This window comes from Secundilactobacillus similis DSM 23365 = JCM 2765, from assembly GCF_001311075.1.
GTDB classification, from domain to species: Bacteria; Bacillota; Bacilli; order Lactobacillales; family Lactobacillaceae; genus Secundilactobacillus; species Secundilactobacillus similis.
Map to the genome: position 1 here is coordinate 12903 of NZ_BBAD01000004.1, position 12648 is coordinate 25550.

General features: G+C 43.4%; 10 protein-coding genes and 4 pseudogenes. 8 read left to right on the forward strand and 6 right to left on the reverse strand.

Annotated elements, in window-relative coordinates:
- Positions 1–114 precede the first annotated feature (114 nt).
- Positions 115–2075 (forward strand): annotated as a pseudogene (pbp4, locus tag JCM2765_RS01650) (penicillin-binding protein PBP4(5)).
- Positions 2076–2167: 92 nt separating this feature from the next.
- Here pbp4 and JCM2765_RS17740 read toward each other — a convergent pair.
- The 3 genes and pseudogenes from JCM2765_RS17740 to JCM2765_RS01660 form a co-directional block, all read right to left on the reverse strand.
- Positions 2168–2473 (reverse strand): GNAT family N-acetyltransferase, encoded by a 306-nt coding sequence (locus JCM2765_RS17740; protein WP_225351916.1) that lies wholly within the window; start codon positions 2471–2473, stop codon positions 2168–2170.
- Between the two features lie 33 nt (positions 2474–2506).
- Positions 2507–3031 (reverse strand): annotated as a pseudogene (locus JCM2765_RS17745) (NADPH-dependent FMN reductase); the annotation flags it as partial.
- Positions 3032–3211: 180 nt separating this feature from the next.
- Positions 3212–4051 (reverse strand): pyruvate, water dikinase regulatory protein, encoded by an 840-nt coding sequence (locus JCM2765_RS01660; RefSeq protein WP_054732977.1) that lies wholly within the window; start codon positions 4049–4051, stop codon positions 3212–3214.
- A gap of 272 nt (positions 4052–4323) precedes the next feature.
- Between JCM2765_RS01660 and rpsU the strand changes: the two genes are divergently transcribed.
- Positions 4324–4509 (forward strand): 30S ribosomal protein S21, encoded by a 186-nt coding sequence (rpsU, locus tag JCM2765_RS01665; RefSeq protein WP_054655423.1) that lies wholly within the window; start codon positions 4324–4326, stop codon positions 4507–4509.
- A gap of 139 nt (positions 4510–4648) precedes the next feature.
- Entirely contained in the window at positions 4649–5095 is a 447-nt protein-coding gene (locus JCM2765_RS01670; RefSeq protein WP_054732980.1) for a GatB/YqeY domain-containing protein, read from the forward strand.
- Positions 5096–5274: 179 nt separating this feature from the next.
- Here the strand turns inward: JCM2765_RS01670 and JCM2765_RS01675 are convergent, their stop codons facing one another.
- The 3 genes and pseudogenes from JCM2765_RS01675 to JCM2765_RS01690 form a co-directional block, all read right to left on the reverse strand.
- On the reverse strand, positions 5275–5715 hold the full coding sequence (locus JCM2765_RS01675) for a hypothetical protein (RefSeq protein WP_054732983.1): 441 nt from the start codon (positions 5713–5715) through the stop codon (positions 5275–5277).
- 294 nt (positions 5716–6009) lie between these two features.
- A pseudogene (locus JCM2765_RS01680) lies at positions 6010–7028 on the reverse strand (lactonase family protein).
- Positions 7029–7038: 10 nt separating this feature from the next.
- Positions 7039–8319, reverse strand: a complete 1281-nt coding sequence (locus JCM2765_RS01690; protein WP_054732989.1) for an SLC13 family permease — start codon at positions 8317–8319, stop codon at positions 7039–7041.
- A gap of 404 nt (positions 8320–8723) precedes the next feature.
- On the opposite strand from JCM2765_RS01690, the gene JCM2765_RS01695 reads away from it, so the two are divergent.
- The 5 genes and pseudogenes from JCM2765_RS01695 (at position 8724) to JCM2765_RS01715 (ending at position 12564) form a co-directional block, all read left to right on the forward strand.
- Positions 8724–9464 carry an apurinic/apyrimidinic endonuclease family protein gene (locus JCM2765_RS01695; RefSeq protein ID WP_054732990.1) on the forward strand — a complete coding sequence of 247 codons (741 nt, stop codon included), beginning with the start codon at positions 8724–8726 and terminating at the stop codon, positions 9462–9464.
- Position 9465: 1 nt separating this feature from the next.
- Positions 9466–10235 (forward strand): annotated as a pseudogene (locus tag JCM2765_RS01700) (SDR family oxidoreductase).
- Between the two features lie 12 nt (positions 10236–10247).
- Positions 10248–11195 (forward strand): phosphoglycerate dehydrogenase, encoded by a 948-nt coding sequence (locus tag JCM2765_RS01705; RefSeq protein WP_054732993.1) that lies wholly within the window; start codon positions 10248–10250, stop codon positions 11193–11195.
- A 2-nt stretch (positions 11196–11197) separates the two neighbouring features.
- Positions 11198–11458, forward strand: coding sequence for a hypothetical protein (locus JCM2765_RS01710; protein WP_054732996.1), 261 nt, complete (start codon positions 11198–11200; stop codon positions 11456–11458).
- Between the two features lie 83 nt (positions 11459–11541).
- The gene (locus JCM2765_RS01715) at positions 11542–12564 is read left to right on the forward strand and encodes a LacI family DNA-binding transcriptional regulator (RefSeq protein ID WP_225351913.1); all 1023 of its coding nucleotides are present in this window, start codon (positions 11542–11544) and stop codon (positions 12562–12564) included.
- The last annotated feature ends 84 nt before the right edge of the window (positions 12565–12648 follow it).

Sequence of the window (12648 nt, forward strand, 5' to 3'; positions counted from 1 at the left end):
AGCACACAGCCAATTCGGTAAGTGAAATTTATCGAAAAATATTACGCTAACCGGGATCTAAAAGCAGTATAATAACTGCAATTAACGATAACTTATAAAATCGAGGATAAGCAGATGAATAAGAAACTCGCCATCATCACTGGAGCGGGCGTTGTCATTTTAGCCATTGCAGGTGGGGTGACGTACGACCACTATCGAACTGAACACGCGGTTAAGCAAACCGCAACGCGCTACGTCACGGCATTTGCAAACCAAAAATCAACGCAATTAGCACAGCAAGTTGATACCAAGCACTTGAAGGGCTATACAGCTAAATCACTAGCAACGCGAAATACCGCTGCCTTCACGCGGATGGGCGTCAGCAAAATCAAGATTGCCAATCAAACTGTCAAAAAGCAGTCTGGCGACACGTACAGTTTGCGGTTCACTGCGGCTATTACCACTAAAATTGGGCAGTTAAAGCCGCAACATTACCGCACCACCATTGTTAAAGATGGCCAACAGTGGCGGGTTCGCTGGTCACCGAAAATGATCTTACCCAGCATGTCAGGCAAGGACGTCATTCAGCTTCGAACGGTGACGGCCACGCGGGGACAGATTTATGATCGGCACCACCAACTCTTAGCGAAGAATGGGAAACGGGTTCAGGCTGGTATTATTCCCGGTAATCTGGGAAGTGGCGCCAAACGAAATCAAAACTTACAAAAAATCGCTACAGCTTGGAACGTAAAACTCGCAACCCTCAAAACGTTGGTCAACCAATCCTGGGTTACGCCGAAAACGTTGGTGCCAGTTAAAGTGGTCACTAAGACGCCGACACTAGCGGGGGTCGATTATCAAACCGTTGATTCACGCACCTATCCGCTCGGGTCGGCCGCTGCCCAGTTAATTGGGTACGTTGGCCAAGTGACGGCGGATGATATTAAAAAGGATCCGCAACTGACGAGTGCCGATGTAATCGGTAAAGCGGGGTTGGAGCAAACCTATAATAAGCGTCTTTCAGGGACCGATGGCGGGGTACTCTATCTGCAAAATGGGGATGAAACGACCACCTTATTACAGACTCAGCTCGGCCAGGCAAGGACCTCACGCTAACGATTGACGCTACCCAGCAAAAGAAAGCTTATCAACAACTTGGTAGCAAGGCTGGTAGTGTTGTCACGATGAATCCAAATAATGGGCAATTACTCGTTTTGGCTAGCAGTCCTAGCTATGATCCCAATAAGTTTGTGAACGGCATTTCGCAAACCGACTATGATCAGTACGCCAACGATAAAAACTTACCGTTCGTGAGTCGGTTTGCCCAACGGTACGCCCCGGGGTCAACGTTTAAAATGCTAACGGCGGCGATTGCGCTACAGAATAGAACGATTACGTCTAAAACAACGAAATCAATCAATGGCTTGAAGTGGCAAAAGGACGCCAGTTGGGGGAGTTATCAAGTCACACGAACGGTGGCGGATAGTCGTGAGAACATGACGCAGGCGTTGGTGAATTCCGATAATATCTGGTTTGCTCAGGTTGCGTTGAAGATGGGAGCGAGTGCTTATTTGAAAGGGCTTGATCCGTTATTCAAGACGCAGAGTAGCTTACCACTCACGATGGCCAAAGCGCAGATTTCTAATTCTGGGAAGCTTGATCGCGATACCTTACTGGCCGATACTGCATATGGTCAAGGGCAACTCTTGCTGTCGCCGATTCAACAAGCAACCATGTATTCGGCCATTGCTAACCACGGCATCATGCAGCAGCCAACCTTGATTAAGGGGGTTAAGGCCAAACGAACGCGAGTCTTTGCAGCGCAGGATGCGGCTAAGGTTGAAACGGCGTTAACCCACGTTGTTTCCGATGCGACTGGTACCGCTCACGGCTTAGTGTTGTCCGGCCACACCATTGCGGCTAAAACCGGAACGGCGGAGTTGAAGCAAACACAAGATACCAACGGTAAGACGAACGGGTTCTTAGCGGTGATGGATGCTGATAAAAACACGTATTTGACGGTGAGTTTGATGGAGAATTCTGACAGTGGAACGTTGGTGACGGCGATGAAACCGTACGTTAAAACGTTGTATTAGTAATAATTTGAAAATGAATAAAGCACGTTGCAGCTTCAGTTAAGAAGTTGTAACGTGCTTTTTTGGTGGTTAAGGCTTAAAGTTGTTCGTGCTTAACGCAACAAGTTAGCGTATTCTGGATTCTTTTCAAAGAACGCCTTAGCATACGAGCACTCTGGCACGATCTTCAAATCATAAACCTGCGCAAAGGTGATTACACGCGCAATGAGTTGACGGGCGATGCCCTTGCCACGGAATTGACCGTCAACCACGGTACTTTTAATGACAATTGTGGTGTCGTCTTGATACTCAAATTTAACTTCGGCAACAATTTGATCATTATCGTCTTTGTGGAAAAAGTGACCGGGTTCTAATTGCAGTGACAGGGGATCCGTACTTTCTTCCAAAACGTTGTTCACACTGTCAGCCAGTGACGTCAACGTTAATACCCGAACCAGAGCCCGGATGCCGGATTGCAGATAGTCTAAGGTGCCTTGATTTTTCACTAAATCGTGCTCATCAAACATCGTGTTGGTGTGACCGATATACATTTCAGGTCGTTGAACCGGGATGATGTTTAAGGTAGTGAAGGTTTGGCGAAGGTGGTGGTTGGCCCCATAACCGCCAGCTGATCCAATTGAATTAGAGACAACTAGCGCTGGTTTACCGTAAAAATGATTGCCTGGCCGTGAGCCGATATCCATAGCGTTTTTAAGTACCCCTGGAATAGATCGGTTATACTCTGGGGTCACGATGACCATCGCGTCAATGGCATCGACTTGTTCCCGGAAAGTCACCCAAGCTGCTGGCGTTGGTCCTTCAACGTCGAGGTCGTCGTTAAATAAGGGCAGTTGGCTGATATCAAGCATTACTGGTTGCATGTCGCAAGGTAATAATGTTGCCAGCGTCTTCGCTAATTTTTTAGAGTAGGACCCGCGGCGCAAACTCCCAACTAAAAAGCCAATTTTTTTCAAAATCATCACTCCTACGTTAGATTTATGATGGCTACAATGAATCAGAAATCGAATTAATTAACCGCTTTCATTTTACTCGATTTAAGCTGATTTGAGTAGGCTTCGCTGGAATTTAACAAAAATTCGCTAAGGAACCATAAAAAATAGCAGTTGCTCAACAAACAACTGCTACTTCATGTGTGATTAGTCGCGAATGGTGTCAACTTCTGCTGGTTCAAGGTTAAGACTTTCGAGAATCAAGGTCGCCGTTTCCTCAATGGATTTGTTAGCAACGTTGATCTTTAGGCAACCAATCTTCTTGTAAATTTCATCGGCATATTCCAGTTCTTGCTTGATTTTTTCAGTGTCAGAGTAAGCACTTTCGGCTGGTAAACCGTATGAAATCATCCGTTGTTGCCGGATGCGCCGAAGTACTTTGGGACTATTGGTGAGACCGATGATGTTTTTAGGGTTGACCTGCCAGATTTCATCAGGCAACTGCGACTTTGGCGAGAGTGGTAAGTTGGCCACCTTGATTCCCCGGTTGGCTAAGAAAAGCGATAATGGGGTTTTAGATGTCCGGGAAACGCCTAGAATCACAAGATCAGCCTTCAACAAACCAGCGGGGTCCTTACCATCGTCGTAAGCCACTGCAAATTCCATGGCGCTGATGCGGTCAAAATACGTATCGGTCAGGTTATGGTTCATGCTTGGAATTGAGGCGGGTTTGACGCCACTCCGGTTTGCCAAAACGGCCATCGCCGGTTGGATACAGTCAAATGATTGCAGGTTGTGCTTGGCTGCGAAGTCGGCAACCTGTTCGCTGAGCGGGTGGGTTACAAGTGTGTAGTAAAGTACAGCGTTATTCTTAGCAGCGAGGTTTAAAATGCCGCTCAGAATCGATGCGGTTTGGATGAACGGAAACCGTTGATACTTCACTTTTAAATCGGGAAACTGTGCCACTGCCGTTTGTGCAACGGTCAGTGCAGTTTCACCAGATGAATCGGAAATCAGAAAAATTTCAATTTCGGGTGTCTCTGCCATAAAGCTGATGCCTCCATAAATTGCGTTTAACTTTATTCTACCATAGTCGACGATAATCGGTGGATTGTGACAGCGGGTTACAGTGGTTTGGCGATCAAAAGACCATTAAGTGAACGCCGTTAATAAAAGTTATAAAAAGTTGAGATAAAATGTGAACAGTTATTGACGGGGAGACCTTTGGTAGGTATAATTAAAAAGAACTGTTGGAACGAGTGCTTTTGTGTTGCTTGATTTCAGACGGTTACTACTTGAGCTCGGAGGGAGGGATTTACATGACAAAGACAGTCGTTCGCAAAAACGAGTCTCTTGACGATGCTCTTCGGCGCTTCAAACGAACCGTTTCAAAAAGCGGTACTTTACAAGAATACCGTAAACGTGAGTTTTATGAAAAGCCAAGTGTTAAGAAGAAATTAAAATCAGAAGCAGCAAGAAAACGTAAGAACAAGAAGCGTTTCTAATTGCTTTTAAAAAGTCCCTGTTTCAATGGGGACTTTTTTGATGGCTTTGAACGATTGAAGCGTGAAGTGTCCTATTTGACCAAATACGGGTATAATAGGAGTGACAAGTCATCATGAAAATTTTTGGGAGGTTCCAACAATGTCATTATCAGATACATTAACTGAAGATTTGAAAACGGCCATGAAGGCCCACGATAAGGTTGCTTTGAACGTGATTCGAATGATCAAAGCATCTTTAACGAACGAACGGGTAAAGTTGGGTCATGACTTGACCGACGACGATGAGTTAACCGTTTTGTCACGGGAACTCAAGCAACGTAAAGAATCACGCGAAGAATTCGCCGCTGCCAACCGCCAAGACTTAGTTGACGGGTTGGATGCTGAAATCGCACTCGTTGAAAAGTACGCGCCAAAGCAATTGAGCGAAGACGAAGTGAAGCAAATCGTGACCGATACGGTTGCTGAAGTCGGCGCCAGCTCAATGGGCGACTTTGGTAAGGTCATGGGTGCCGTAATGCCTAAGTTAAAGGGTCGCGCTGATGGCGCTATCGTTAACAAGACGGTTAAGGCACTGTTGAGCAAGTAAGTTAGAATTAACTTTTAGAGGGGCCTGGAACAACGATCGTTGATCGTGGTTCCAGACCTTTTCACTGTATAAGAGATTGAATTCTAGACGTTATAAACGTAAAGAAAGATTGCGGATGTAATTGTAGTGTATTAATAAAGCGGATGTTCTCAATGATGGAGGACATCCGCTTTTTTGAATTAAAATGAACGTAATCGTTTTGGAATGGTGTTATGATGCTTCGTTTTAAAATGAGTGAATAACATAGTGCCATCAACAATCATGACCTGGTGATATTTACCGTTAATCTTCATCTTGCCACCACGGTAAACACTGTTACCACCCTCGGAGCGAGAATCCATAATGCTCCAACTATGGTGAGCCCGATTATAGCTATCGACTTCGAGATGGTTACTGGTAACGTATTGATGTCCGCCATATACATAATCATTATAGCGAAAGGTATGCGCGGTGATTTTTGCCCGTTGCCAACCACCGTTATAGTAATACCAAGTTCCACGTAAATAAGACGGTGTCGTGTGATATACCTTTTGTTTAGCCTGAGCGGTTGTAGTACTAAAAGTAGGCGCCCCTAATGTTAGGCCGAAAGCTAAAATTCCTAAAACTAATTTACTTTGCAATGTTAAAATCCTCCTCGGTAGATAGTTTTAGTATAATCTGGGAAGGATGTAGGGTAAAGGTAGAATTTTAGGTATCTAACATTAGTTTTGGATTATCAATTTTGTCCGTCAAAAATCAACGATTAACCGAGATGGTTTAAAAATTTAATGAGTTGGTGCCACTGAACAACGTAAAACAACTATAATTGCTTATCATTTTGAATATGGTGTGTGATAACGTTGGCCCTAAAAAAGACCTAAGCTACTCAGATATATGAGCTAGTTTAAGGTCAATTTTTTTCATTCATTAAACGGTTATGCATTTACTTTAACGCAAACAGGTTCCGGTACATTGATTTTATCAATAATGGTTAAGCGACCAGTGGTGTTATTAATCCAAAACGTTACTACTGAGCTACTTTTTTGATTACCAACAACGAGATACTGGCCATCGGGTGTTAAACAAAAATCTCGTGGAAAAACGCCGTGACAACTGATAATATCAATTAATTGAAGGTGAGGGCCAGTGCTGATTCGTTGAATTTGATAGATGACGATTGAATCATGACCGCGGTTTGAAGCGTACAAAAATTGACCATCGGCCGATAATTGAATGGCACCTCCACCAGTATTGCCAATCCAGTCATCAGGTAGGGTACTAATAAGTTGTCGCTGAGTAAACGTGCCGGTATCCGATGAGTAGTGTAATACTGCCACTTGACTTGCTAATTCACCTAATACATACGCATCATTACTGTTATGTCGATCAAAATAGAGCTGTCGGGGTCCGAAACCGGGACGTGTTCGGAAGCTGGCAACCTGATTACCTAATTGACCCGTGCTTCGATCAAAATCGTAGGTCAGTATTTCATCGGTTCCTAGGTCTAATACTAATAACCGTCCATCGGGTGCTAAAGTCATAAAATGCACGTGACTGGTAGCTTGCTGCGGGAGAACGCTGCTTCCACTTCGCTGGAACTGATCGGTTAGAGCGAGTTGGCCATCTGGAGTTAATTGATAGATTTGACCAACGCCAGTTTGATAGTTGCTGACCAACGCTAAATTATTTATTACCTGGACATGGACGGGAGTGGGGCCGTCCGTTGTAGCTTGATCTAATGGTAGCAACGTTGATGATCTTCAGTTTTGTAATTAAAGACGCCACCACGTTGGCCGATACGACCCACTGTCAGTAATTGTTGGTTAGTGGTGAGGTCGAAGTAGGTTGGTTCCTCTAAATTACTAATTTTGATTGGGTCTGTTAACTGACCCGTTTCCGGATTTAGATTGCTAGTAAATAAGCCTTTGGTGTAAGTTCCAAAAATGAGTTGCATTAAGTGCCTCCTAATTAAACATCGCAGCAGCCAACAGTAGATTTAAAATGCTACTGATCCAGCCGAACGGTACACCAGTTTTCAAGAACTGTTTTACTTCCAACTGGTAGTTTTCAACGATCCATAAATTCCATGATTGGGTGATACAAGTAGAAATCGCAATCGAGACGCCAGGCACCAAGATTACGGCGAAGGCAAAGTATTGATTAAAGAAACCAGTAGCTGCTAATACGGCGGCAGTGGCAGAACCGGCGCCCCAAACCATTAAGGGTCCCCGGAATAGTGCCAGTGGTGCTAAGATACCGAATGCGATTGCTAAGACCCATGGATTATGAGGAACGATGGCTTGAAGAATGCCACTAAAGCGGGCCGTGTTTTTTACAGCCGCAGCACTGAACATGGTTAGAAAAAGTAACATGATGATCAATCCTGAAATGTCGGTAATCGCTTGTTTGATAGTGTCGTTGATAATTTTCATGGCACTTTTATAACTCTTTAGTTTGCCAGTAATTAATAGGACTAAGAAGATGGAAATCATTAATGCCGGAATGGGCTGCCATTGAAAGGCTAAGTTCATGAAAACTGGAAAAATAGGTAAGATATACGCAATTTTGGGTACTCTTTTTTTGTCTGGTTCGGTAGACGTTGCAGCTTCAGATGGTGCTTCGTTTTTATGAATTGACTTTGCGTGTAAGAGAATAAAGACAACAACGACCAGCATTTGAATGAACATTGCAGAGAATCCGTAAGTCAGGTATTTGGCACCGTAAATGACTTTAGGAAAGAATAATTGCAGTTGCTTGATAATTACAATGTTGACGTACATTGGTGCGCCGATTGACATTACAAAAGCCGTAATAGCAACATTCTCAGATAATCCGAGAGATTCTAGAATGGGTAGCAGAATAACAGAGATTGCAATTACGGCGCCAACACCGTAAGAACTTGTAAAAATAAAAGCGGTTACAAAACAAATCAGAATAGTAGCGGTGATTGGTCGTTTATAACTCACCTTAACAGTTTGCTCACTGATTTCGCCCGCGATGCCTGTATCTACTAACACGCGACCAAACCATGAACCAAAAACAATGACCATGATCGTTGAACCATAATCCAATGCAGGTTGTGAGAAGATATTGTTAATGGCCTCTTTATATGGGATGCCTCCGATAACCGTCCATAGTAGCGCCATAACCAAAAATCCAATCATGATGTTACCACCACGCATAACAAAAATGATGAAGCCCACGAATGTGAGTAGTAATAATAACCCGATGATGGTGTTTAACATAGCTAGTCCTCCTTAACTGGGTGTCTTTTATCGTTAAGGAAACCGGTAAACCTAAAAAGTAACTTTAGTATACAGGATAACTTTGCTCACTGTCAAACATAAATTTAAAAATTAATCATTTTGCTTGTTTGGTAGAGGTGGTTAGTTTATCGAAAAGGCCGCAATTGCCAGCGCCTTTAAAGTGAAAAAGGCTGAATATATCGATGTTATTAATAAATTGAACCGCCTCAATTAGCGGACATATTATAGGAACACTGGCGTTAATTGATGATTAGCAGACGAAAAAAGCGTTGACTTTTACGGTTAGATGATTATGATTGTCACTGTAGGAAACCGGTAAACCTAAAGAGCAATCGACTTCCTAAATTGCCACATTTAGATCATCAGATAAGGAGTGACACTTCATGACACAACCATTACTTGTACTTAACACGCTCGTACTTCAAGCAGAACACAATCAGGGAAAATCACAGCTTGAACTAGTCAAGCAACTCTTAGCAACCGATTGTCACGCGATTGAGCTACGCCGAGAATTCGGCGATGGGTCATTAGCCGAATTGGACGCCCTAAATGCACTTCGTTTACAGCATCAGCTAGTTTACTTTTATTCAGTTCCAGAGAACCTTTTTATTAACCAGCAATTGAACCCGCAATTATTACAGATTATCGGGGAAGCCAAACTTTTGGGTGCTAGTTATATCAAGATGACGTTGGGGGATTACGTTTCAGGTCAAGAATTTGATAGCCAACAATTGACTAGTATTTTACCGGCCAGCATCCATCTGAACTTGGAAAATGATCAAACGCAAGAACATACTGAACCAGAAAAATTAAAGGATTTCTTTGATCGATTTGATACCACTAAAATCAAAGTTGGCTTTGTAAACGACTTGGGAAACTGGATTTTTGTGAACCGAGATGCTGAAATGGCCACGAAAACATTACTGCCATACACTCGTTTCGTACATCTAAAGAGTTACGTATTGAATGCGAAAGGACGGCCAGCAACCGTACCATTTGATCAAGGAGAACTTGATTGGCAAGCAGCATTACAGCAATTTGATTCATCATTACCAGTAGCATTGGAATATCCAACAACTTTAACTGCGTTACAGGATGATTTACGGATTTTAGGAGGCAATTAAGATGACGTTTAGTACCGATTATTTTCGTTTAGATGGCAAGGTAGCACTCATTACTGGCGGCGCATCTGGCTTAGGTGCCAATTACACTAAGGCAATGCTGAAGTCAGGCGCGAAGGTATTTATTGTTAGTTATGATCAACAAGGTTGGATCGAAACTCGGACATTTGCCACTGACAATAAGGCTGAAGTTCAATTTTTGGAACGAGACATCACGGAGGATGGCGCCGCAAAGGACATTGTTAATGCGGTAATTGCGGCCTTTGGACGCTTAGATATTTTAATTAACAATGCTGGTATTCAAATTCGTAATGAATGGCAGAATTTCAAGGATGCTGACTGGCAACGAGTAATCAATTTAAACTTGAGTGCGACTTACTATCTGGCGCATGAGGCGGCAATCAAAATGGCGGCTCAAGGTTCTGGCAAAATTATTAACGTTGGATCTATGCAATCGTTTAGAGCGGGGAAATACATCTTTCCCTACACTGCCAGCAAACATGGGGTCGTTGGTTTGACTAAGGCCTATGCGGATGCGCTTGCCAAGGACAATATTCAAGTCAATGCGATTGCACCAGCTACATTGATACGCCGATGACAAAGGCACTTCAAAATAATCCAGAACGAAATACGGAAATTTTAGCCCATATTCCAGCGGGTCACTGGGCGAATCCATCGGAACTGATGGGGACCATGGTTTTTTTGGCGAGTCGGGCTTCTGATTATGTGACTGGGGTTACGGTGCCAGTCGATGGTGGCTATTTATTACGATAGGGGGAATTTTTAATGACAAAAACAGTTGCGATTCCAGCCGGCTTAGCTCAGGTTGGCAAAGACTACTTAACAAAACATGGCGCACGATTAGTTGAATTACCACAGCAGGATGAAGCTACGATCCTTAAGCAGGCTGCTAATGTGGACGGTATGATCTTGATGACCGATCCTTTCAGCAATGCGGCTGCTCAGCAGATGCCTAATTTAAAGGTAATCGCCCGGCACGGTGTTGGATATGATAATTTGGACGAAGATTTTTGGGGAGAACAGGGTGTTTGGGTAACGATTACACCTAATGCGAATGCGGGGACGGTCGCAGAAACAACATTAGCTGAAATTTTAGACGTTTCGAAACGACTTTCCGCTAACACGGCAGCGATGCGGCGGGGTGATTTTAGTTACAAAAGTCGCCATATGGGGTTTGATCTTGCTGGGAAAACGCTCGGCATCATGGGATTTGGCCGAATTGGTCAGGCGTTAGCTAAACTAGTGAGTGGATTAGGGATGGAAATCTTGATTTACGATCCATATGTTGAATCTACTGAAGTGGGCGAGCTTGTTACCCGAAGTACGTTGTTAACGGAGTCAGATATCATTACGTTACACATGGCCGTTACACCAGCCAATACCCGTGGCATTGGCGAACATGAATTTGGTCAAATGAAAAACGATGCTGTTTTAATTAATTTAGGTCGGGGTGCGCTAGTTGATCAAATTGCTTTAGTAGATGCATTGCGCACCCATACGATTGGTGGTGCGGCGCTGGATGTTTTCGATGAAGAACCATTGCCACTGACCAGTCCGTTTTACCAGTTAGATAATGTCTTGTTAACACCGCACATTGCGTCTAATACGACACAATGTATGAATCGAATGGCATTAGATTCGGCTAAAGAAGTCATTCGGGTTTTAAATGGGAAAGCACCAGAATGGCCAGTTAATACGGTGAAGGGGGCGTAACTATGGCGACCCAACGTACTCAGATAGATGCCAATCAGTTTGCGTATACTGCACTAAATACGATACATTTTCGAGACTGCGACAATTATGAACGCCAGTTAAAAGAACGACTTACGGTTTTTTTGATGGCTAAATATCTGATCGATGATTTCAATGATCTCGAAAATCGAACATTTGATGGAACGAACAATAACGATGTTGCTTTATCAAAGCTAGGTTTTGACGAATTACTGAAGAAAATTGAAACGTTAAATCAGTATTAGGGTTATGGTGCATGCTTGATGATGGGGTAGCGGTTTCCTAACATTGCGATTCAGCGTATAATTAAGCAAACAAGTTAACCGAGGTGAGCACCATTAACGCAAAAAAGACGACACCAACTATCAATGATATTGCTAAGTTAACAGGGGTTTCAAAGACGACGGTCTCACGGTACTTGAATGGACGTTACGGGAAAATGTCTGCAGAAACTCGTGCTAAAATTACTCAGGCAATCACGGAAACCGGGTATCATGTGAACCGACAAGCTCAAGCGATTACTAAAAAGCAGACTTTTGTGATTGGGGTTATCGTGGCTGACGTGGAAAACATTTTCTCGTCGATGCTTTTTAAAGGTGCGGACGCCGTCTTTGAAAATCAGCAATATCAGCTAATGCTGATGAATTCAGATAACTCAATTGCTCGAGAACGGTCACAAATCGAACGTTTATTAAGCTTAAGAGTGGACGGTTTGATTTTGCAACCCATGAGTAAACGAGCTGCAGATTATCAGATTTTATTGGATAATCACGTTCCAACCGTGATGGTAGATCGCCAAGTTGATCAGTTAAACTGGCCCATGGTCGTTACTGATAACTACCATTATTCCAAGTTATTGGTAGACTACATGATTCGATTACGCTATCAAAAAGTGATCGTTGTAAGTGAAGCTGTTGATGATAATACAGCTCGGCAATCTCGTTACCATGCCGTGCAGGATAGCTGCGAAAAGCAGGGAATTCCCTTCGAATTGATTGAGATTGATTCGACAATAAGCGACGAAAAGTTGTATACCCAACTGGTGGCTGCTACGGATGATCTTCAATTAAAAGCTGCAGTTTACGCACTAAAGGGCACTTTATTAATGCGAATCGTTCATATCTTATCAACGTATTCAGTTGAGGTGCCGCAATCACTAGGGTTAGCCGCATTCGATGATTGGGATTGGGCAACTTTAACAACGCCTCAAATTACCACGATTCAGCAAAATCCACAGTTAATGGGGCAACGGGCTGCAGAGGTGTTGTTGACGACATTGTCCGAACCGGATACAACGCCGACGACCGTGCAAGTACCTAGTGAATTTATTGTGCGACAGTCACTGATTTGATGTTCCGCGAGCAAAGTAATGACGGATTAGGTCACTCGATTTAGGGCGACTTAATCCGTTATTTTTGATTTCAAGCACTTGAAA